This is a genomic window from Acinetobacter sp. HR7, from assembly GCF_000773685.1.
GTDB lineage: Bacteria > Pseudomonadota > Gammaproteobacteria > Pseudomonadales > Moraxellaceae > Acinetobacter > Acinetobacter thermotolerans.
The window spans coordinates 15,230-37,658 of sequence record NZ_JPQO01000184.1 but is presented as its reverse complement, the minus strand read 5'-3'; the positions used below and the strand labels follow the sequence as shown (position 1 = coordinate 37,658).

Sequence of the window (22,429 nt, the reverse complement as noted above, 5' to 3'; positions counted from 1 at the left end):
TTTCATTTATCTGTTCAAAATTAATGTATAGCGGCCACTAATAAACAGGAACACTTGGCTGGATCGAGTTCAGAGACAATTGTTTCGATTTATGTGCATCCGTACAGGCATGGCTATGGGTATGTGAGTGTTCAGCATGATGGTGAAGCATTGCCTCATCGTCACGACGGATACAGCAGCCTTCGACATATTGGCTTGTGCCATCCATATAGAATTCTTCTTTCCATACTGGCACTTCGTGTTTGACCCGTTCCACTGCCTCTTCACAAGCCTGAAAAGCTTCGCGGCGGTGTGGTGCATAGGCCATGGCAATAATTGCCGTATCACCAATATCCAGTGAACCAATCCGATGTACCACCCGGACATAGGACACACCATATTTGGCCTGAATTTCCTGTTCGATCTGGCGAATCATCTTTTCAGCCACAGGCGCATAAGCCGTATATTTCAACGCTTTGACCGCTTTACCTTCATGATGGTTGCGTACCGTTCCGACAAAGATGCCGATACCACCGCATTCAGGAAAATGCTGAATGCCATCAAAAACATCCAGTTGCAATGGGGTGTCCTGAATACGGGCAAACTGTTTTAGTTTCATTTCAGCCTCCTGCTACCGGTGAGAGCAACACTAACGTGCTGTCTCGGTTCAATTTGGTCTGGCGGGAAATGATGTCTTCACCAATGGCACAGGCACAGCGTTCTAACAGGTTGTAGGCTTCAGGAAAGGATTGCACGACTTTATACAATACATCCGCCACCAGACTGTCAGCCTGACATTGCACGGTTAAGTCTTGAGGCAACTGACGTTCGATCGCACCGAAAGATTCGATTTTGACGGTGATCGATGATTGAAGTTCTGTGGTCATCTTAGCCTCCTATCATATGCATACTGATTTTTCGGAAATTCGGATTGGATTTAGGTTCTAGATTGAACTGTTTTTGCTGGGCTTGGATGGCATGAAAACCAGCAGCTTTGTTCCAGATGTAGGTTTGCAGCTGTTGTTGCAGGATTTGTTCGGCTGATAGGGATTGCTGTCGTAACTGCTGGATACTGTCTTTCAGCTTCAGGCCTTGAGTTGAAAATAGGCAGTTAAAAAATTCACCTTGGGCATTGAGACGTAGTCGGTCACAGCTGCCACAAAATGAATTGGTAATGGTGGAAATAATCCCGATCGGCATGTTATCAATCTGATAAGTCCGTGCTGGATTAGCGCCTTGGCTTTGTCCAATCTTGATTTCAAATTCTGTGGCCAATTGATCCAGAATGTCCTGCTCACTAACCACATGATCACTTGACCAGTTCTGGTCGCCATCTAAGGGCATAAATTCGATAAAACGCAGTTCGACGTTTTCGCGTTTGGCCCAGTGCGCCAAATGCAAAATCTGGTTGTCATTGCTGCCTTTAATCAGCACCGCATTAATCTTGATTAAAAATCCTACTTGCTGTGCAGCTTGAATGCCTTCTAAGACAGGCTGCAGTTTTTTTGCGGTTAACTGTTCGAATTGTTCAGTATCCAGACTATCCAGGCTGATATTCAGATCATCCAGACCAGCCTGTTTGAGCTCTGCTGCATATTGTTTGAGATAATGACCATTCGTGGTCATGGAAATACGTTTTAGGCCGATTTTTTTCAGTTGTTGTAATTCGGCAATAAAATGCACTACGCCTTGGCGCATTAACGGTTCGCCACCGGTAATCCGGATCTGCTCGATACCACGGCGAACCATGAATTCACAAAAATGATAGAGTTCTTCAAAACTGAGTAAATCGTGCTTTTTCATCCATTCTGGATGCTCGGGCATGCAATAAACACATTTAAAATTACAGCGATCCGTCACGGAAATACGCAGTTTGCGCTTGTTACGACCAAACTGGTCCTGAAATACTGGAACCAGTTCAGTTTGCTGCAAAGGTTGAATGCGGTTCATTACATGTTCCATGAGGCGGGATCATTCACTGTGTTTTTAAGCAAGTGTTTTACTGATCTATGCCCTATTAAATTGCGATTTCTTTAAGGTTGATTTGCAATAAGTGTTCCACTTTTGCGCAGAAAACAGAGTTTTTTAATATTTAAGTGCGATTTATTGAAATTTAAGCAAAATGTGGGTCTTAAACAGGTTTCTTGCCCTGCTTTTAAGCATCAACTCATTCACATTTAGAGAAAATGTAATTGCTGATGCTGCTGCAACTCCTCAAAAGAGTTAATACTGTGAAAAAACAGTGCGTGATTCTTAAATCTTGCCATCTGCATGTGCATTTGGGCAAAACATTGCTTTAAACTGCGCTGATTTTGTTCAATCTGCTGAACTAGCGTTGGCAAACTGCTCCGTTTCAGCAAGCAGAACGGATACAGTGCAGTGCCATTAATTTCCACCACAGCGACTTCACAAAGCGGATTACGCTGAATGGCCTGGTGTAATCTGGAAATGACTTTTTTCGGGATATACGTCACGTCGCATGGCACAAACAGCACATAGTCGGATTGTACATACGACCAGGCACTTTTCATGCCCATCAGTGGCCCCTGAAAGCCGGGTTCATCATCCTGAAAATATTGGATGGATGGAATAATGCGTTCATAGATGGAATGATCCCGGTGGCTGTTGATCCAGACCTGACCAACGCGTGATCTGAGCTGTTGGTGAATCTTGATCAACTGAATTTCATCATCAAACTTTTGCAGCAGTTTGTTGATGCCATTCATACGGCGCGCCTGGCCTCCGGCCAGGATCACGAGATCGGTAGGTGGATAATTAATATTCTTATGGATTCTTTTCATTATACGGACTCCGTCTGGCAGGCTTTAATCAAGCCACGAATTTCAGGTAAGCAGGAACCGCAATTGCCGCCGGCTTTTAGACATGCGGTTACTTGTTTTTCGTTGGTGATATTTTTTTCTTTTATGGTTTGGATGATGCGATTTTTGCCGACTTTAAAACAGCTACATACTAATGGACCTTCATTATTGCGCATTGAAATGGGCTGACCAGCCAGCAAAGCCTTACGGTGCATGGCACTCAGACGTTCGCGCTGGAACAGACCAGATAACCAGTCGCGATCAGGTAACAGTGCTTTCGGTGCGATATACAGACTGGCAATCAGCTTGCCATCTTGTAACACCACGCTATGACTGATATGTGCAGTCTGGTCATCCAGATTCAGCCATTCAAAATCTTCTTCAGTAAATGGCAACAGACTTTTCAGTTGCTCAGTCGTGGTGCTGAATTTCTGACGATCCGCGATTTCATAACGTGTCGCACGAACCGCTTTGACCTTGGTCCACCAGATGCTCTTGTCAATAAATGGCTGCACATAACTTTCATAACCTTCACGTACATACAGCACACCCTGCCATTGAATATGGAATGGCTGGATCAGCACTGGCGTATGCTTGAATTCTGGTTCACCAGAAATAGCATCCACCACTGGATTCACAAGTTTGCCAATACGTGCGTCGGATGCAACCTGATCATTCCAGTGAATCGGTGCAAAGACCTGGCCACGGCGAATGTCTTCACTGACCTGGGCACGTAAAACACATAGACCCCACTCCGAGTACACTTCGACCAGTTCACCATCTTGAATCCCATATTTCAGTGCATCATTTGGGTGAATTTCGCAGTAAGGTTCGGCACGGTGCGTACTCAAATTCGCCGATAAACCGGTACGGCTCATGGTATGCCACTGATCCCGGATCCGGCCAGTATTCAAAATTAAAGGATATTCACTGGAAACCTGATTCACCGGATCAATCGCTGTGGTGGCAATAAACTTGGCTTTGCCACCCGCATGACTGAACTGGCCTTGAGCAAATAATCGGGCGACAGATTTCGCATCTTGTTGCTTATCCCAAACCGGCCATTGTACTGGATCGAGTTCGTCATATTCTTCTGCTGTTAAATCAGTTAAACCTTGCAGGTTAAAATAACGGAAATATGGAGTGTCGACGCGTTTAGATAGTTCTGCATTCTGATAGGCGGAAAGTCCAGCATGTTCCTTAAAGATTTCATAACTGTTCTGGAAATCGAAACCGCTAAAGCCCATGTATTTTGCCACTTGAGCAATGGCCCACCAGTCGGCTTTGGTTTCACCCGGTGCATCCAAAAATGCATGCTGACGTGAGATGCGACGTTCTGAATTGGTCACGGTGCCATCTTTTTCCCCCCAACCTAAAGCGGGCAACAAGACATCAGCATATTGGGTGGTATCCGTGTCCTGACAGATATCGGACACTACCACGAATTCACATTTTTCCAAGGCACGTTTGACCTGATCTGCATCTGGCAGGCTGACCACCGGATTGGTGGCCATAATCCAGATCGCCTTGATCTTGCCGCTTTCAACCGCCTGAAATAAATCGACTGCTTTTAAACCCACCTGCGTCGCAATGGTTGGGCTTTGCCAGAAGCTTTGTACCAGCTGCTGATGTCCCGGATTCTCTAAATCCAGATGTGCAGCCAGCATATTGGCTAGACCACCGACTTCACGGCCGCCCATCGCATTTGGCTGACCGGTCATGGAAAATGGCGCTGCACCGAGTTTGCCGATTTTACCGGTGAGCAAATGACAGTTGATAATACTGTTGGCTTTATCAACGCCACGTGATGACTGGTTTACACCCATGGAGAACAACGTCATTACTTTGTCAGTCTGGGCAAATTTTTCAAAGAATTGAGTGAGTTTAACTGCTGAAATACCGGTACGTGCAGCCACATCATCAATTAATGCTTCTGTTGAACTGCTTGCCAAAGCCTGTTCCAGCCCTTGGGTATGTGCGGCAACAAATGCATCATCGATGTAACCATGCTGATGCAAGTACTGTAATAAGCCATTAAACAGCGCCACATCCTGACCGGGCAGAATTGGCAAATGCAAATCTGCTGCTTCACAGGTGCTGGTAAAACGCGGATCTACCACAACCACAAACAGGTCACGTTGTTCCTTGGCTTTCATAATGCGCTGATACAACACTGGATGGCACCAAGCGGTATTGGAACCGACCAGTACCACCATATCGGTATGTTCAAAATCTTCGTAGCTGGCTGGAACCAGATCCTCGCCAAAAGCACGCTTATATGCTGCCACTGCTGAAGACATGCATAAACGTGAATTGGTATCGATGTTTGCAGTACCGAGATAGCCTTTGACGAATTTGTTCACCACATAATAATCTTCGGTCAGCAGCTGACCTGAGACATAGAACGCGATACTGTCTCGGCCATATTGATCAATGCATTGCTGGAATTTATTGGCAATGGACGAAACTGCAGTATCCCAACTCGTGACTTCACGCTGATCTTTCCGACCCAGCATTGGCTGCAGTAAACGGGTTTCCAGTCCTAAAGTATCTGCCAGAGTACTGCCTTTGATACATAACTTGCCGAAATTGGAAGGATGGTTGGCATCACCTTCAACAGTCACTTTCGGACCTGATGTAGTCGGCGTTACATGTGCAGTCACACCACAACCCACGCCGCAATATGGACAGGTGGTTTGAGTCGTCATCGTTTTTAATTCTGTGGAGCTATGCAGTTCCACCACTGGGATACTATTCATTGCTGCTGTGCTCCTTAATCATCTAAATTCACGTAATTCCGATTTTTATCTTGGCTTTATTTGAAATACGAAATTTGTGTAAGCATTCACTATCGTGAGGTGGCATGGATGCCACCGATTCCCATCATTACAGGAAGTAATGTATGGGAATCCAAGATTTTTGTTACTTTTGATCTTTCAAAAGTAAGGAAGTGCCTACACGTAAATGGTTGCTTTAGTACTTCATTTGAGGCTATGACATCCTTGTCATGAAGTACTAATTACAGAGATCTAATTACCCTGCTTTCTTTAATGCAAAATCCCGACCAAACAGCAGTTTATTTCGAATCGAAGTGATCGGTGTCTGATCTGCAATCAGTTCGGCATACCAGGCACCATCCTCGGTATCACCAAACAGCACTGCACCAATGACTTTATCCTTTTGAATAATAATGCGTTTATAGATTTGACGCTTTTCGTCATTCAACACGATATCTTCAAAATCATCTTTTGGTTCGAAGTCACCTGCCGAGAACACATCACAACCACTCACTTTCAGCTGAGTCGGAACCGTTGGCGCTTTAAAGGTCAGGCTGCCATGCTCGGCCAGATGTGATGCACAAATGAATGCTTGGCCCCAAAGTGGTTCAACCAGACCAAAGGTTTGACCACGGTGCTCGATACATTCACCCACCGCATAAATACTTGGGTCAAAAGTCTGCATGGTGTCATTTACCAGCACACCGCGATTACAACGCAGACCAGCACTTTGCGCCAATGTGATATTTGGACGAATACCCACTGCGAAGACCACCAGATCAGCAGCCAGCACGGTGCCATCTTTTAATTTCACTTGGGTCACATGTCCTTCTTTACCAATCAGACATTCGGTATTCGCTTCGGTCAGGATGGTGATGCCCTTCTGCTCAATCGCTGTTTTCAGCATCTGGCTGGCTTTGCTATCCAGCTGACGATCCATAATGCGATCCATCAGATGCAATACGGTGACATTCATGCCTTGCTGTTTCAGGCCATAAGCCGCCTCTAGGCCTAATAAGCCACCGCCGATGACGACCGCATTTTTCTTGGTTTTGCAGTAGTTCAGCATGTTGTTCACGTCATAAATGTCGCGGAAGCTGAGTACGCCTTTTAAGTCGCTACCTGGAATTGGCGGAACAAATGGCTTGGAACCCGTCGCCAGAATCAAACGGTCATAACTGATCACTTCGCCTTTTTCGGTATAAACCTGCTTATGCGGACGATCAATGCGAACCGCTGGATCACCTGCAATCAGACGAATACCTTTGTCGGCATACCATACATGCGGATGCAGCATGATGTCATCAATGGTTTTCTCGCCAGAAAGCACTGGCGACAGCATGATGCGGTTGTAGTTGCCCCAAGGCTCTTCACCAATCACAGTAATTTCATAACGGTCTGGCGCCATATCCAGCAGGTCTTCTAGACAGCGCATGCCAGCTAAACCATTACCCACCAATACTAGTTTCATTTTTTCAGGTGAAACACCGTTATTGGTGATATAAGTTTTTTGTGGCACTGGGCTAATGAATACTTTGCCGTTTTCAATCTTGCTTGGAAAAACCAGTAGCTTCTGGTCTTTATCTTCCAGACAGCGGCCAGTCGCCAGACTGAAATGCTGCTTGTAAATTGGTGAAGCGACAACGCGCTCACCTTGCAGGTCACCAATGATACCGCGTGACATCACAAATGCTTTACTAAATGGATCCTGATTACTGAGTGCATAAACACGTTTTTCTGAACCCACACGGAAGATCGCAATTTGCTGATCTTCCACCAAGGCTGCAACACCAGTATTTGGGGTAATGTCATCCAGTGCACATACTTCAACCCAATTCAGTTCATTCATATCTTTAAACATTGTCATATTCTTGCTCCTTTATTCTTTGAATCAGGCTTCAACTACCGGAATACGGCTGGCATTGCGTTCAGCTTCAGTTTTTGGACGGATCTGACCACGCACTTCAGTAAATTGAACGTGCGGATCGTTTTGCTGTTCAGCCTTGGCATTAATAAAGGTTTTGAAACGTTTACGGACTTCTGGATTTTCAACTGCAGTACGCCATTCATCCTGATAAGTACCCACCACATGCTCCATACGACGCTCTAATTCTGCTGCAAGACCCAGTGAGTCATTGACGATGACATCTTTCAGATAATCCAGGCCGCCTTCGAGGTTGTCGCGCCATACTGAAGTACGTTGCAAACGATCAGCCGTCTGGATATAGAACATGAAGAAACGGTCGATATAGCGGACTAAAGTTTGCGTATCCAGATCTGATGCCAGTAGTTCAGCATGACGCGGTTTCATACCGCCGTTACCGCAGACATAGAGGTTCCAGCCTTTTTCAGTGGCAATCACACCGACGTCTTTGCTTTGTGCTTCGGCACATTCACGGGTACAGCCAGACACGGCCATTTTCAGTTTGTGTGGAGAACGTAAGCCCTTGTAGCGGTTTTCCAAATAGATCGCCAAGCCCACAGAATCATCTACACCATAACGACACCAGGTGCTACCAACACAAGATTTAACCGTACGCAGCGATTTACCGTAGGCATGACCAGACTCAAAACCGGCATTGATCAGTTTTTCCCAGATTTCTGGTAATTGATGTAGTTGCGCACCAAACATATCGACACGCTGGCCGCCAGTCAGTTTGGTATACAGACCATATTCTTTAGCAATCTGACCAATTACGATCAGACCATCTGGAGTGACTTCACCACCCGCCATACGAGGAACGACAGAGTAAGTACCATCTTTTTGAATGTTACCAAGGTAATAGTCGTTACTGTCTTGCAGGCCGGCATGGCTTGGTTTCAGGACAAAGTCATTCCAGCAAGATGCCAGGATGTTTGCCACTGTTGGCTTACAGATATCACAGCCTAGACCATGACCATGTTGCTGGATCAGGTCATCAAAGGTCTTGATCTCATTGACACGAACCAGGTGATACAGTTCCTGGCGTGAATAAGCAAAGTGTTCGCAGAGATGGTTGTTTACGGTAACACCTTGACGTTGTAATTCAGACTTCAGAACTTGCGTCACCAGCGGTGCACATCCACCACAAGCCGTTGCGGCTTTGGTGCATTTTTTCAGTGCACCGAGAGAAGTTGAACCATCGGCAATCGCAGAACAGATATCCGCTTTAGAAACGTTATTACATGAACAGATCGTTGCGCTGTCTGGAAGCAGATCTACACCGCTACCACCCGTTTTTGCTGCTGCCTGATCAAAGCCTGGCATGATCAGGCTTTCTGGATTTTCCGGGATTTCCAGACCATTCAGCATCATTTGCAATAGGTCGTTATATTCTTTTGCACAACCAACCAGCACTGCACCCAGTAGTTTGGTTTTTTCTGCGTTTACGACAATTTTCTTGTAGATCTGTGCTGCTTCATCGGCATAGAAGTAGCTCAGTGAACCTGGTGTCATGGCATGTGCATCGCCAACTGATGCAACATCCACACCCATCAGTTTCAACTTGGTGCTCATGTCCGCGCCAGTAAATGCGGCACATTCTTCTTGCAGTACATGTTTCGCAGCAATACGTGCCATGTCGTAGCCGGGCGCAACCAGACCAAAAATCTTGTTATTCCACAGCGCACATTCACCAATTGCGTAAATGTCCGGATTTGATGTCTGGCAGTAATCATTGATCACGATACCACCGCGTTCACCAATCGCCAGGCCACTTTGACGTGCCAGTTCGTCGCGTGGACGGATCCCCGCAGAGAACAGGATGATGTCGGTTTCCAGCTCAGCACCATCACCGAACTTCATCACGTGTTTAGCATTTACGCCGTCTTCAATAGACGAGGTGGCTTTTTGGGTATGGACTTTAACGCCCAGATCTTCAATTTTGGTACGTAGTACTTTGCCACCCAGATCATCGATCTGTACTGCCATTAAGCGTGGTGCGAATTCGACCACATGCGTTTCCAGATTCAGGTCACGTAGGGCTTTGGCAGCTTCCAGACCTAACAGGCCGCCACCAATGACTACACCCGTTTTGGCATTTAAGCTCGCTGCACGAATGGCATCCAGATCTTCAATAGTACGGTAAACAAAGCAATTTTCACGGTCATTACCAGGAATGGGTGGAACGAAAGCATAAGAACCCGTTGCCAGAATCAGCTTGTCATAAGTTAGTTCTTCACCATGCTGGGTGGTTACTGTACGTGTTACCTGATTGATAGAAACCGCTTTAGTACCTAGACGCAAGTCAATACCATACGCATCTGCAAAGTCAGAACGACATAAGGTTAAATCTTTTGCAGATTTTCCACTGAAATATTCAGTCAAATGGACACGGTCATAAGCCAGTCGTGGTTCTTCGGCCAAAATTGTGATTTCAACGTCATCGCCTGCCTGTTCCAGTACAGATTCGATAAACTTGTGGCCCACCATGCCATGACCAATCATGATAATTTTCATAAGTTTACTTCCTACTAATTTTTAAATATCTGGTCTTAATTTTGCGCGTCAGCGAGGTTGCGATCCTGGAGTGCCTGTTCAAACAGACGTTGCTCTTTTTCCTTATGCTCAACCGAGAAGCGGATCATCAGGACACAGCTTGCAGCGATCACGACGAGTCCACCCAGCACCATTAATGTGGTTTGAATATCCAGCATGCCTTTCAGTAAGAAACCTGCAGCAACTGCACCCACGTTGCCGCCTGCACCGATAATGCCGGCTACGCCACCTAGTGCATCGCGGTCAATGAAAGGGACCAGCGCATAAGTCGCACCACATGCCATGTGGGTAAACAATGCGAATACCGTCATGCTGAGAATTGCCAGGATTGCGCTATTCATTTGCGAGAACAGGATCAGGAACAGGCCTTCCAGCATGATCATGCCGAACAGGACTTTGGTACGTCCGTCCAGACCTTTTTTCAGTGCCACTCGGTCTGACACGATGCCACCCAATGCACGGGCAAACAGTGCCAGCAGACCAAAGATCCCCGCAGTCATACCTGCTTCTTTGAGGCCAAACTGAAAGTTGTCCACGTAGTACATCGCTACGATGTTGTGAATGAAGATTTCGATACCGAAGCAGGCTGCATAAGCACCAAAAAGGATCCATACGCGGTAGTTTTTCGCTGCATGCAACAGGATTGCCATACCACCTTTTTTGTCGCTGCCGACACTTACGCCTTGTTCGCGTAATTCTTTAAAGTTGCCTTGTGGGCAGTCTTGAGTCAGTTTCCAGTACAGGATCCCTACGATGACCATCATCAGACCAGGGACGATCAGCGCAATTCTCCAGCCCATTGCCTGTTCAACACCGAACATTACAATCGCTGCCAGCATTAAAGGCATGAGCGCCTGTGTCGCACCACCACCTGCATTACCCCAGCCTGCACTTGCTGCATTCGCTGTACCCACCACATTTGGCGCAAACATGATGCTGGTGTGGTATTGGGTAATCACGAAGCTGGCACCGATCGCACCGATCAGCAGACGGAAGAACAGGAAAGATTCGTAGCTGTTAGAAGCTGCAACACCAAATACCGGAATACTGCCGATGATCAGCAATGCGGTATAGGCTTTACGAGGGCCGTATTTGTCACACAGCGGACCGACAATCAGTCGAACCAGAATGGTGATCGCGACTGCGGCAATATTGATATTGGCAATTTGAGCTTTGGTGAGGTTGAATTCACCTGCAATCACTGGCATCAGCGGTGCGCAGGCAAACCAGGCAAAAAAGCAGACGAAGAATGCCAACCAGCTCATGTGGAAGGCACGCATCGCTGCGCTGGAAAAACTGAATAGACTTATTTTAGTTGCTTTTTGAGCTTGTAAATTTGAAGACATGACCCTCTTCCTCCAGAACTGAACGTTATAAATATCCTGGCCTGTTGCTTTGGCAGGTCAGAATCGAACAGAACGGACGTCATTGGCCGTCTAAATTTTCATGTATGAGTCGCCTTTGACTCAATACTTTCATCTCGGTAAATACTTTGCAGGATCTGTGCCAATTTTATAAAAATAGCTTTTTTACTTATTTTTTTAGTGATAAAGCGCTGGCTCAACTTATTTATAGGCATCGCAATCCCCTACGATATTGATGGAATTGCACCGTTTAAAAGCCTTTGCACAAAAAGGAATCATAAAAATGCAGGAAACCCTGCTTTATACTGCCTATAAATGGCGCAAAAATTGCATATAAATGCACTCAAGATGTACCGATCATTGGATCAAAATAAAGCTGTAATATGCCAAAACTTAAAATTGCACTCATTGATGACAATGCCGAGCGTGCTGAATTTATTCAGGATTCTTTGACCACACATGATTTTATTGTTGTAGCCTGCCTGATCGTCCATGATCTGAGCATGGTACATGTCAAGAATCTACAGGCAGATGTCATTTTATTAAATATGGATCACCCGCACCGAGACATTATCGAAAGCTGTGTAACTCAATATGAATTACCTACGGTTCTATTTACCCAAAACTCCAACAAGGACACCATCAAGAGCGCGATTGATGCCGGTGTGACGGCGTATATTGTCGATGGTATTGACCCAAGCAAACTAAATAGCATCATGGAGATTTCCATTGAGCAATTTCATAAGCATAAAAAGCTATTGGATGATCTCAAGGAAACTCAGGATAAGCTGGCAGACCGCCGAGACATCGATAAAGCCAAATCCTTGTTAATACAACTGCACTCCATGAGCGAAGAACAGGCCTTTGCCCTGCTGCGTAAAAATGCCATGAGTCACCGCATTACCTTGGGTGAAATGGCGCGCCGTCTTTTAGATGCACAAAAACTATTATCGGGCGAATAAGGAGAAGATAATGTCTGAACTGGAACAGCATGAAATCAATATCGGTTTTATTCCCTTGCTCGATTGTGTCGCAATTCTCTGGGCAGAAAAACAGTGCTATTTTCAGGAACAAGGCCTGAAAGTGAACCTGATCCGTGAAGCGTCTTGGGCTAGCTTGCGAGACCGTCTGGCGTATGGCTTTCTGGATGCCGCACATTGTCTGTCTGCGATGTTACCTGCAGCAGCTTTAGGTCAGGATCAACTCAAAGCCAATCTGCAAACGCCATTAGTGTTGAGTATCAATCAGGCCTTTATCAGCCTGCGTCAGGAGTTGTGTTATGCACTGGATTTACCACCGAATAGTGATGAAAAATTTAGCTCACACCAAGTGGTACAATTGCTAAAAGAAAATAAACCGGTCAATCTGGCACATGTGTATAAATACTCGATCCACCATTTTTGCTTACGTGAATGGTTAGCACTCACCGATCCGGATTTTGCTAAAAGCTTTCATATGTTGACTTCCCCACCACCTTCAATGGTGAAAGGCATTGCCCAGCATATTTTTGATGGTTTTTGTGTCGGTGAACCTTGGAATATTCAGGCGCAGATTGAAGGTCATAGTTTTATTGTCGCTTCCAGTCCAAATATCATTCCGGCAGTAGCAGATAAAGTATTAGCAGTCACTCAGGAATGGGCTGAACAGCATCCGCAGACTTTAAAGGCATTAGTGACCGCGATTCAAAAAGCCCAAGCCGATCTGCAACACATGGAAGATTTATCTGACGTCTGGCAGATGCTGGTGGAATACCAGATCATCCAGTTTGAATGTTCTGCGCAGCAACATGTGTATGACTTCCATAAAATCCAGAAGATTATCCGTAATATGCATGGTGAAAGTGCTGAACCGAAATTAGCAGATTTTATCTGGCTGCTGGATCAGATCCAGAAATGGGATGATGTTGAACTTTCTCAAGAAGACCAACAGCAAATTGCCCAGCAGTGTATTTATCAGCAAGATTCAGTGGTGATTTAAAATTATTGCAATAAAAAACCCAGAATTGTTCTGGGTCTTTTTTATTTACTATGTGATTTAGCTGAACGCTTGCTGCAAATCCAGTTGCATGAATTTTTGCAAGGACAATTTTCCAGCGATAATCTGATTGATGAATTGTGACATTTCATCATACAAAGTCTCATATAGCTGCGGTTCTAATGCCATATGTCTTAACTGGATCTGTAAATGCATCAACAGTTCCTGCTGTTCGCATTCACCCTGTTCCAGAGCATAGATATAGCCCAACACTGCGCCTTTTAAAACCACATCAAATGGCAAACTATATTTAAGCAAGGTCGATAATGAACCCATAACCCGTTCATTGTGTTCCAGCTTTCTTAAAGGTTCACGCCCTACACGGGCACATGGGTCCTGATAAGCATAGGCACAGGATTCAGTAAAACTTTGCGCCAGACGCTCCAGTTCTGAAGCATGCTTAGGAATCTGGTAGCAGAGACCATGTTTGACCTGCGCTAAAGCCTGCTGCATGAATTTTCTGATTGCATGATCTGACATGGCCACGCCAATGGTCTGATGACCGCGCAGGCTGGCATACCACGCCATCATCGCATGTACACCATTCCATAAGCGGTTTTTAATCAGCTGGATATTAGCAATATCATCTACCAGAATCATCTGGCGCATTTTAGCCAATAATGGACTGTTATTTTCCACATAGATTGGCATATCCGTTTCGGCATTAAACAGAATCAGATCCATAGACTGCAGAATATGACTAGGCTGGAAATTACGGCGCAAGTCTTCAATATACAAACCGGCCTGATGTTCCTGCTCTGCATTCAGGGCTGTAGAATCATCCAGATCAACTACGGACAGATCTTCATCCAGCTGATACTGTTTGAACATATTGTATTTGATGCGCAGCTGACGGTACAGTTTCTGGTCAGACAGTTTGGATACCATGCGGTTCACCACTGTGTCACAGAAATAATGCTGATCCATAATGTGTTGCGCTGTCTGTTCGTCCGTAATCTGTTGCAGACGGCTCAGAATCTGCTGCATCACCAGCTGTTTGGCTCCGATTTTATTCAGGATAATTAACAGCGTCAGCGGCTGCTCCTGTTGCTCATAAGCCAGGTATCGCGCATATAAACCCTGTGCAATCACCTCTGCTTCAGAAACCAGCGCTTCCTCAGGGACACAGACTGCGACCAGACTGGATTCAATATACATGTTCTGCATTTGCTCCAGATCATGCGCATCAATCACACTCATATTCTCAATACGCTGGTCAAAAGAGTTCTGACCATATCGAATGCAATAGGTGCCAAATGCATTTACGGCAGATTGATAGAGTGGATTACGGGTCGAGGCAATAATTTTGCGTGGACGCGTATAGCCATCCCAGTGTGATAACACCTGAGCCAGATAACCACCGCCAATTGCACCGAAGCCGTGAATCCCAACTGTTAACTGATTCAGCGTTTGCGGAAATGCAGTCTCAAGTTCTGGCATTTCTAGCACCGGAACAAACTGGTTCAGATCTATCAGAAAATCTTCCATCGTTTCATAATAATACTGCGCTTGTGCCAGCATTGATTCATTCGGCGTTTTAATATCTTTAAAAAGTACCGTCATACCGCCTGCATCATAGGCAGATCGCAGGCCATTTTCAGAATCTTCGAACATCAGGCATTGAGCCGGACTTAAATTGATTTTTTCGGCTGCGCTGATAAAAATTTCTGGATGAGGTTTCCCCTGTTTAATCTCATCGCCACACACCAGCACATCAAAAAATTTATAGACATTGGCATTGATCAGATATTCTTCTGCGATCGCACGTCGACTCGAAGTCGCCACAGCCATTTTTAGGCCTGCCTTGCGTAGGCGTTCCAACACCTGAAATAAACCTTTTTTAATTGGAACACCATAATTGCGTACATGTTCTAGTTCCAGTACATCGGCGCGCTGGCGGATCTCGGCATAAGGAACATCTTGTCCATAACGCTCTTTGGCCAGCTGCTCGGCACTACGGGCACTTAAGCCCAAGCACTGCATTAAATAGTTTTCAGAAAATTCGACGCCGATCAGCTCACGTGAAGCTTGTTGCAAGGTTTGAAAGCGCAAACGTTCTGTATCAAACATGGTTCCATCCATATCGAAAATTGCGCCGTGTACGATTTGATTTTTAAATTCTAGCATTGCTCCCCTTTTATAATTCAATGAGTTAAGAAGTGGACAATACCTTAAGGAAAATAAGAGATTAAATAAACTAATGTAAAGATATGAAATAGTTCTGACTATAAATTGATCAATAAAGACTAAAATAAGATTATTTATGTTTCTAGATGTAATCAAACTGTTAACTTGGGTAAGTTGTTGATCCTGCCTATCAGTTTAAATTTCTCTTTTGAAATATCAGCTTATTTTATCATTTTGAATATTTCTGCTTATCATGGCATCCATTTTGCTTGATCAGTATTACGTTTTATAAAAATTGTAATATTGAGGGGCAACACTATGAGTTACGTTGCACGTGAACTCAGTCAAAGAAATAAAATACTGTTTGGCTTTGGCTCTTTTTTAATACCGATTTTGATTTGGTGTGCAGTCAGTTATTTGCCATTTATCTGGCATCCACAAGTCCAGATTGCCGATTCAGGCAGCGTTAGCTATTTACAGGCCGGTAGTCGTATTGATAAGGATATCTTTTTCTCTGCTGCGCAATCCGCCGTGGATCAAGGCCTGGCGCCGCCCCAAGGTATTCTGGTCAATCCGATCTATCTGCCTGCCCCGCATGAAGTGGCGATCGCATTGGTCACTGCATTTACCACAGAACCTGCTCAAGCCAATGCCCCATGGTTTCATGAAAGCCTGTGGCATAGTATCAAACTGGTGTTTACTGCCTTCTTTATTTCTTCTCTGATCGGTATTCCACTCGGTATTTTATGTGGCTTCTCTAACAAAATTTCCCAACTCACGGAGCCATTTGTTGAGTTTTTCCGTTATCTGCCAGCCCCAGCCTTTGGTGCCCTTGCGGTGGCTATTTTAGGCATCAATGATGCACCAAAAGTAGCCATCATTGTGATTGGCACCTTGTTCCAGCAAATCCTGATTATTGCCAATACCACACGACTGGTAGATCGCAGTCTGATTGAAGCCGGTTTCACCCTGGGTACTAATAAATTAAAAAGCCTGTTTCATGTGGTCATTCCAGCGGCCCTTCCTGAAATTTATCGTAATCTGCGCGTATTACTGGGCTGGGCGTGGACATATCTGATCGTAGCTGAACTGATCGGTAGTACGTCTGGTATTACCTGGTTTATTACCCAGCAGGCCCGTTATCAGAATTTTGACAATGTCTTTGCAGCAATCCTGATCATTGGAGTAATTGGCTTGCTCTGTGACGTGATTTTAATGAAATTGGGACAACGCTTATTTAAATGGAAACCGGGAGCCAACTGATGCAAAACTCTGAATTTAATACCCGCGAATACTTTGACAAGATTTATAGCCGTCCGGTCATCCTGGAAGCCAAACAGCTCACTCAATCCTTCAAGCATGGCAAAACTGAACGCACCATTTTAAATGGCATTGACCTGAAAATTCATAAACGTGAGTTTATCTGTGTGATTGGTCCATCGGGTTGCGGTAAATCCACCTTTAGCCGCGTTGTTGCTGGACTTGATCCTTATACCAGCGGTGAAATTCTGGTGGATGGCAAGCCGATTACTGGCCCAAGCCCAGAACGCGGCATGGTGTTTCAGGGCTATACCCTGTTCCCATGGAAGACCGTGAAAGAAAACATTATGTTTGGCCCGAAAATGAAAGGCCAAAGTAATGCTTCTGCTGAAGCGCAGGCACGTGAATGGATCAATATCATTGGTCTGGAAAAATATCAGGATCAGTATCCGCATCAACTTTCAGGCGGAATGAAACAACGTGTGGCGATTGCCCGCGCCTTGGTCAATGAACCTAAAGTATTGCTGATGGATGAACCTTTTGGTGCACTGGATCCGCATACACGCCAAAAAATGCAGCGTCATCTGATGGATTTGTGGCAAAACATCGACATCACCATCATTTTCGTGACCCACGATATGGATGAAGCCATCTTGCTGGCAGACCGGATTGTGGCGCTGAAAGCCAATCCAGGTGAAATCAAGGAAATTATTGAAGTGGATTTACCACGTCCACGCCATCCAGATCTGATGCTGACTCCGAAATTTAAACAGCTTCGCGAGCACGTCAATCATCTGGTACATGCTCAGGAGGATGAGCTGGATCCTGCACTAGCCGATCTTCCAGAAATTCCACGTTTGACCAAAGTTAGCAATAGCAAATAAGAGGTAGACCAAGACTGCGATGGTTTATGTGTATTTATTGATTGCAGTAATTTCAGAGGTCATTGCGACCTCTGCATTAAATGCCTCCAAAGGCTTTACTTTATGGCAGCCTACACTGGTGACTTGTGTCGGCTACCTGATTGCAATCTATTTTTTATCTCTGACCATGAAAAGTATTCCAATGGGAATGACATATGCACTCTGGTCAGGTGCAGGCATTGTCTTTATTTCTATGGTTGGATGGATTTTCTTTAAACAGCATTTAGATACAGCAGCCATAATAGGACTGACCTTTATCATCACAGGTATTACCATTATTCATGTGTTTTCTCAGAGCACACATTTGTAGAAAGATATGTTTGAGTAAACTCATTCATTTTTTGCAAAATATCCAATGCTTCATCTAGAGATTTTTCCTGAATTACAAGCTCATTATTTTGAGATACATAACCGAAAGTATTGAAGCGAGCTCTTTCACTATCATAACGAATGAAGCCGTGTAGCAGATCGTTTTTGATTTCAATACTGAGTGGAAATTCCAAATCAGTAAAGTCTTTGTAGCGAATTTGGTATCGATCTTTGAAGACTGAATGAAGTGCCAATTTCAAGCAATAACTTCTTAATTCCACAAAACGAGTTCGGTATTCCTGATGAATCAAGAAGATCTCTTTATCTGTTTTATCCAGCAGTTTATTTTTGGTATAGGCAATGGTTTGAGGAAAATCGATACATAATCGACGCCAGTCATGAATTGACTGCTTTTTGCGTTCAATCAGCTCAACCAGATCCTGCCGTGAAAATTGCACAGGAAGATCATCTAAAAGCTGTTTAAGTAATGGCGGTTGTACGGTTTGACCATCGACTTGAGAGGATTTTTCATTAAATACCAAACGCCAATTTTCATCATGTGAACGTGCATCACCATCTAGATTCATCTGACAAAATGTATATTTGCTTGTTCTTTTCGGCAGATAATCCCCATAGCACAGCAGTAACCGCTCGACGAGATAGAGATTTGATTCACCTTCTTTGGGCAAACCATATTTAAACAGGTTGAGTAATTTGTTGGCATATTGAATAAAGTGGTGTTCATTCGGCTCTTGATCCTGATCCAGGCTCCAGTTCAATAAAAACCGGATTTGACCATGGAAAATCTGCTGATCGGCAAAATAATCCAGCTGCTCTTGATGCCAACCCTTCTGAATCAATTGTGCCTTGTACTTTTCTTCTGGATATTGTTTTTTAAAACCTGCACTGAGTTTAATCTTCGACGCGTCAAGTACCGCAAGACTTTGAATGACATTATTCAAATCAATAGATTGTGCCCATTGATTTAAAGACGTGATGCTTTCTATATAATCATCCAGATTATTATGAACATGGTTGATCACGATTCTTCGTAAAATATTAAAATAGTCTAAAAACTGCCGATTCTGCTCTTTTAAGTCTTTTTGAATACTATCTATAGAGCTATAACCTTTATGTTTACAATAAATAAAGATGCTAAAAACCAAAATATAGGCTTGATAAGATTGCTGAAATACAATTCGTTTATCCTCGAAGATAAAAGGACGAATACGGTTAAAAATTGCCTGATGTTCATTTTTCAAAACATGAAGGAAATTCATAAACGCATAGAACTGCTGAAAATGTTTCGGATCAAAAAGTTGACAGTCTTTGTATTTTTGCAGATCAATATAGGTCTTTTGGTGCAGATCCCGATTGACGATTTTTCTTAAATCTTCAATCAACTGCCGGCGTGAAGCTCGTTCTTGGGATTTTTTATCTGCATGCTGACCAATCGCCAATGCTAAAAGACCGCTACAGGTCACCTTGAAACTTTCATATAAAATATCATCGATACTTTCTTGATTTTTTGGTTTAATCGACCAAAAAAAATCAGTCCATTCTTGGTCTAAAGACTGAAAGAAGTCCGAGGAAAACTCGACCGGTATTTCTTGCATGAGCCAAGCTTTAAAGTTCTCAAACTCAGATAAATGCACGCCTCTGGCATTCATCTTGATATACAGCTCATCTGTTAATTTAAAATCTTTCATCTCTAAAAAATGAAAGCTGATATACATCTCTTGTGTCAATCGCTGCCATAGATGCTCAGGCTGATGATTTATTGCCCGGAGTTGTGTTTCGATTTCATCCAGCATCGTTAACATGCCTTGGATGCTCGGATCATAATCCCAAACCGAAAAATACCAGCCTTCATTCTTAATACGTGCAGAGATGGATTTTGTCTGTTTGGTATTTTCAGCATGTGGCAGACAAATACGATGATTTGCAATAAGACTTTCTAAAAAATCACCCGTACTTGGTCGTGTTTCATAATAGAATTTTTTGAAATAAGACTTTTGGTCATGATTGAGAGAAGGCTGAAGGCTATAAAGATAGAAGTGTAGTAGAAATAAGGTTGTAAGACGTTGCTGACCGTCAAGAATCACTAAATGACCATCCTGTTCAGCACCATAAATAAAATCCAGTTCCAAGCTTTGTTGACTGTCTAAATGCTGCAAAATATTTTCAATAAAGGCACGTCGAATCATATTCACTTTAGGATGCTGACGCCCTTGGGCATAATCACGTTGAATGACCGGAATTTGAATTGAATATTCACCAATGAGTGACCAAAAATTGTATTTCATGCTTGTGTCCCATGCAGCGTTTTTTCAAATAAATTGCCTTGGTAATATTCCCAGCACTGAATCAAAGCAGCACGATACATTTGGCGATCTTTCTGGTTCCAAATGGTAAAATCTTCTACATCCGGATTAAAATATTTCGCAAAAACCCACTGCGTTGCGATCGGAATAAAACGTCGCTCTGTCTTCTGTAACTGCATAACGACTTGGCGTTTTTCATAAAAGCCTTTGTTACTTAAAACCGAATTATCCCGTTTGTCCAGTAAACATAAATTGTCTAATTGATGAGTACGTTGCTCTAAGAAATTTTTCAGATATTGCTGTTGTAAATCAAAATATAACTGCCTGTTTTCACAGGTCGGTTGGGAATGACACATCTCGAGTGCGTTCAGAAGTTGCTGTGTCTGATCATGGGTCAGATCATGCGTGGACACATGCAACAAAATATCGCGTTGTTCATTATACCAATGTTGCGGATTCGTATTTTCTGCGATTTTGCTTTTTTGAGCATGGATGTGTTCTAAGCTCCAAATCTTATTCGGTGCATAATATAACTTGAATGGAAAACGTGTACCTTGCTGACGGTGTAAATCAATATTCAATAATAAAAGCAATGAAATAATATGCGAGGTTTTATCATCATAATGCAGATGCTCAAAAATGATCGGTTGTTTATGCTCTGCTGATGAAGTTTGTCCAAAACATTGCCGAATATGCTGAGCAATGATCTGCTTTAACTTCAACTGGAAAGCTTCACGTTTACTGTCTTGATGGGCAATTGCCCATAGTTCAGTAATGGTTTTAATTTTTTGACCGACAATAAAACCTATTAAATGATAACTTTCATCATGTGAAAACCACTCGTTCAGACGATAAAACCCCTGTTGGATGGTCTTCCATAAGGCTGTAACTTTATGATGTTGATTGTTTTGTAGCTGATCTGCAAAATATTGGAAAGTATAATATTCTTGCTTTTTGGCAAGGGTATTCCAGCGTACTGTAGATTTACTCGAAACAAACTTTTCACTGATTAAATCAAATAATAATTCGATTCGTGTATAGACATTGCTTTGATCATGCGGACATACAAAAGCCCAAAAATCAGGATTCTGTAATGCGTGCTCAATCATGTCCCATTGATTGGCCATTTCCGATTGTTTGATTTTGAATGTTTCTGCTGTTGTTCCCTCTTTAGGATCTTTCAGCGCATGAAGAAACAAGGCTTTTAATAATTCCGCATTAGTCAGTGAAATCTTTCCCTGATTAATACGTTGGAAAATGGCGATGGACTGCTTCTTGTCATCACCTTCATCCACTGGGCTTTCAGGTTGATACCAAATCACTTTTGTTGCATGCAATAATTTTTGCATCCATTTATCTCGAATATCGAGGCTTGTTTTTTGTTTTTTGAGGAACCAATCTTGAACAGCCTGGTATGCGCTAAAGAAATAATAATTATCGATATTGTTGAGTTGAGGATGATTTTTCACATAATCGTCAAATGTTTTATCGACACAATCCTCTAATTGAAAAATATGCTGGTTTAAAAATATTGAACTTTCCTTTCTGGTTTTATAGCACAGTTTAAAAAAGGACTTGTTGGTGAGATAAGCCAAGATAATATAAATTGTAGTCAGGCGTTGTTGACCGTCTATCAGTTCCAGGTTTTCTTGCTCATCAATGGTCTGTTTTTTGACTACAACGGGTTGTAAGCAATAATAATCTTCAGGATATTGTGGCTCAAAGGCATCAATATCTTCCAATAATGCCACAACTTGATGCTTTGTCCATTTATAACCACGTTGATAAGCATCAACAAAAAAATGCAGATGCTTTAATTCTTGAATCTTTCTTAGGCGTAAAGGTAATGCCTCTTGTTGCTTGATATATTCTAATTCATGCATCAAAGATGCTAACTTATGATGTGCAGTTTCATATAATGTTGGATTCTGATCGAGAAAAGTTTGCATCTCATTAAAAAATTTCATTGAATCCTTCATTAAATCCACTTTCCATTTATGCGTGTATTTGACAAAAAATTATAATATATAAAGATA

At 43.4% G+C, this 22,429-nt stretch carries 16 protein-coding genes; 5 read left to right on the top strand and 11 right to left on the bottom strand.

What is annotated here, in order from left to right:
* Positions 1–37 precede the first annotated feature (37 nt).
* The 8 genes from GW12_RS10250 to GW12_RS10215 form a co-directional block, all read right to left on the bottom strand.
* Entirely contained in the window at positions 38–598 is a 561-nt protein-coding gene (locus GW12_RS10250; protein WP_034587170.1) for a molybdenum cofactor biosynthesis protein MoaE, read from the bottom strand.
* Between the two features lies 1 nt (position 599).
* On the bottom strand, positions 600–866 hold the full coding sequence (locus GW12_RS10245) for a MoaD/ThiS family protein (RefSeq protein WP_034587168.1): 267 nt from the start codon (positions 864–866) through the stop codon (positions 600–602).
* Position 867: 1 nt separating this feature from the next.
* Positions 868–1,929 carry a GTP 3',8-cyclase MoaA gene (gene moaA, locus GW12_RS10240; protein ID WP_034587166.1) on the bottom strand — a complete coding sequence of 354 codons (1,062 nt, stop codon included), beginning with the start codon at positions 1,927–1,929 and terminating at the stop codon, positions 868–870.
* Positions 1,930–2,156: 227 nt separating this feature from the next.
* Positions 2,157–2,780, bottom strand: a complete 624-nt coding sequence (locus GW12_RS10235; RefSeq protein ID WP_034587164.1) for an NTP transferase domain-containing protein — start codon at positions 2,778–2,780, stop codon at positions 2,157–2,159.
* Complete coding sequence (locus GW12_RS10230; protein WP_034587162.1) at positions 2,780–5,557, bottom strand: nitrate reductase; 2,778 nt, start codon at positions 5,555–5,557, stop codon at positions 2,780–2,782. Before GW12_RS10230 ends, GW12_RS10235 begins: the two co-directional genes overlap by 1 nt.
* A gap of 274 nt (positions 5,558–5,831) precedes the next feature.
* Entirely contained in the window at positions 5,832–7,442 is a 1,611-nt protein-coding gene (gene nirD, locus GW12_RS10225) for a nitrite reductase small subunit NirD (RefSeq protein WP_034587160.1), read from the bottom strand.
* A gap of 24 nt (positions 7,443–7,466) precedes the next feature.
* Complete coding sequence (gene nirB, locus GW12_RS10220; protein ID WP_034587157.1) at positions 7,467–10,013, bottom strand: nitrite reductase large subunit NirB; 2,547 nt, start codon at positions 10,011–10,013, stop codon at positions 7,467–7,469.
* 35 nt (positions 10,014–10,048) lie between these two features.
* A complete protein-coding gene (locus tag GW12_RS10215) occupies positions 10,049–11,398 on the bottom strand; it encodes an MFS transporter (RefSeq protein ID WP_034587155.1) in 1,350 nt (449 codons plus the stop codon).
* Between the two features lie 401 nt (positions 11,399–11,799).
* Between GW12_RS10215 and GW12_RS10210 the strand changes: the two genes are divergently transcribed.
* Both GW12_RS10210 and GW12_RS10205 read left to right on the top strand, forming a co-directional pair.
* Positions 11,800–12,378 carry an ANTAR domain-containing response regulator gene (locus GW12_RS10210; RefSeq protein ID WP_034587153.1) on the top strand — a complete coding sequence of 193 codons (579 nt, stop codon included), beginning with the start codon at positions 11,800–11,802 and terminating at the stop codon, positions 12,376–12,378.
* Between the two features lie 10 nt (positions 12,379–12,388).
* Positions 12,389–13,393 carry an ABC transporter substrate-binding protein gene (locus tag GW12_RS10205; RefSeq protein ID WP_034587152.1) on the top strand — a complete coding sequence of 335 codons (1,005 nt, stop codon included), beginning with the start codon at positions 12,389–12,391 and terminating at the stop codon, positions 13,391–13,393.
* A gap of 57 nt (positions 13,394–13,450) precedes the next feature.
* On the opposite strand, the gene mtlD is transcribed toward GW12_RS10205, so the two are convergent.
* The gene (mtlD, locus tag GW12_RS10200; RefSeq protein WP_034587151.1) at positions 13,451–15,577 is read right to left on the bottom strand and encodes a bifunctional mannitol-1-phosphate dehydrogenase/phosphatase; all 2,127 of its coding nucleotides are present in this window, start codon (positions 15,575–15,577) and stop codon (positions 13,451–13,453) included.
* Positions 15,578–15,895: 318 nt separating this feature from the next.
* On the opposite strand from mtlD, the gene GW12_RS10195 reads away from it, so the two are divergent.
* From GW12_RS10195 to GW12_RS10185, 3 genes are read left to right on the top strand one after another with little or no spacing between them, the layout of a single operon-like run.
* Positions 15,896–16,840 (top strand): ABC transporter permease, encoded by a 945-nt coding sequence (locus GW12_RS10195; RefSeq protein ID WP_034587150.1) that lies wholly within the window; start codon positions 15,896–15,898, stop codon positions 16,838–16,840.
* Entirely contained in the window at positions 16,840–17,721 is an 882-nt protein-coding gene (locus tag GW12_RS10190; RefSeq protein ID WP_034587188.1) for an ABC transporter ATP-binding protein, read from the top strand. The genes GW12_RS10195 and GW12_RS10190 overlap by 1 nt, the downstream gene beginning before the upstream one ends.
* Before the next feature lie 19 nt (positions 17,722–17,740).
* The gene (locus GW12_RS10185; RefSeq protein ID WP_034587148.1) at positions 17,741–18,070 is read left to right on the top strand and encodes a multidrug efflux SMR transporter; all 330 of its coding nucleotides are present in this window, start codon (positions 17,741–17,743) and stop codon (positions 18,068–18,070) included.
* On the opposite strand, the gene GW12_RS10180 is transcribed toward GW12_RS10185, so the two are convergent.
* Positions 18,036–20,375 carry a DUF262 domain-containing protein gene (locus GW12_RS10180; RefSeq protein ID WP_034587146.1) on the bottom strand — a complete coding sequence of 780 codons (2,340 nt, stop codon included), beginning with the start codon at positions 20,373–20,375 and terminating at the stop codon, positions 18,036–18,038. The two genes, GW12_RS10185 and GW12_RS10180, sit on opposite strands and share 35 nt — an antisense overlap.
* On the bottom strand, positions 20,372–22,360 hold the full coding sequence (locus tag GW12_RS10175) for a DUF262 domain-containing protein (RefSeq protein WP_052127908.1): 1,989 nt from the start codon (positions 22,358–22,360) through the stop codon (positions 20,372–20,374). The genes GW12_RS10180 and GW12_RS10175 overlap by 4 nt, the downstream gene beginning before the upstream one ends.
* Between the last annotated feature and the right edge of the window lie 69 nt (positions 22,361–22,429).

Excerpts from the sequence above, each read along its gene's own strand:
- GW12_RS10250 (WP_034587170.1), bottom strand. The coding sequence starts at position 598 with ATGAAACTAAAACAGTTTGCCCGTATTCAGGACACCCCATTGCAACTG.
- GW12_RS10185 (WP_034587148.1), top strand. The coding sequence starts at position 17,741 with ATGGTTTATGTGTATTTATTGATTGCAGTAATTTCAGAGGTCATTGCG.
- GW12_RS10245 (WP_034587168.1), bottom strand. The coding sequence starts at position 866 with ATGACCACAGAACTTCAATCATCGATCACCGTCAAAATCGAATCTTTC.
- nirB (WP_034587157.1), bottom strand. The coding sequence starts at position 10,013 with ATGAAAATTATCATGATTGGTCATGGCATGGTGGGCCACAAGTTTATC.
- mtlD (WP_034587151.1), bottom strand. The coding sequence starts at position 15,577 with ATGCTAGAATTTAAAAATCAAATCGTACACGGCGCAATTTTCGATATG.
- GW12_RS10195 (WP_034587150.1), top strand. The coding sequence starts at position 15,896 with ATGAGTTACGTTGCACGTGAACTCAGTCAAAGAAATAAAATACTGTTT.
- GW12_RS10215 (WP_034587155.1), bottom strand. The coding sequence starts at position 11,398 with ATGTCTTCAAATTTACAAGCTCAAAAAGCAACTAAAATAAGTCTATTC.
- GW12_RS10235 (WP_034587164.1), bottom strand. The coding sequence starts at position 2,780 with ATGAAAAGAATCCATAAGAATATTAATTATCCACCTACCGATCTCGTG.
- GW12_RS10175 (WP_052127908.1), bottom strand. The coding sequence starts at position 22,360 with ATGAAATTTTTTAATGAGATGCAAACTTTTCTCGATCAGAATCCAACA.
- nirD (WP_034587160.1), bottom strand. The coding sequence starts at position 7,442 with ATGACAATGTTTAAAGATATGAATGAACTGAATTGGGTTGAAGTATGT.
- GW12_RS10205 (WP_034587152.1), top strand. The coding sequence starts at position 12,389 with ATGTCTGAACTGGAACAGCATGAAATCAATATCGGTTTTATTCCCTTG.
- moaA (WP_034587166.1), bottom strand. The coding sequence starts at position 1,929 with ATGAACCGCATTCAACCTTTGCAGCAAACTGAACTGGTTCCAGTATTT.
- GW12_RS10190 (WP_034587188.1), top strand. The coding sequence starts at position 16,840 with ATGCAAAACTCTGAATTTAATACCCGCGAATACTTTGACAAGATTTAT.
- GW12_RS10180 (WP_034587146.1), bottom strand. The coding sequence starts at position 20,375 with ATGAAATACAATTTTTGGTCACTCATTGGTGAATATTCAATTCAAATT.
- GW12_RS10230 (WP_034587162.1), bottom strand. The coding sequence starts at position 5,557 with ATGAATAGTATCCCAGTGGTGGAACTGCATAGCTCCACAGAATTAAAA.
- GW12_RS10210 (WP_034587153.1), top strand. The coding sequence starts at position 11,800 with ATGCCAAAACTTAAAATTGCACTCATTGATGACAATGCCGAGCGTGCT.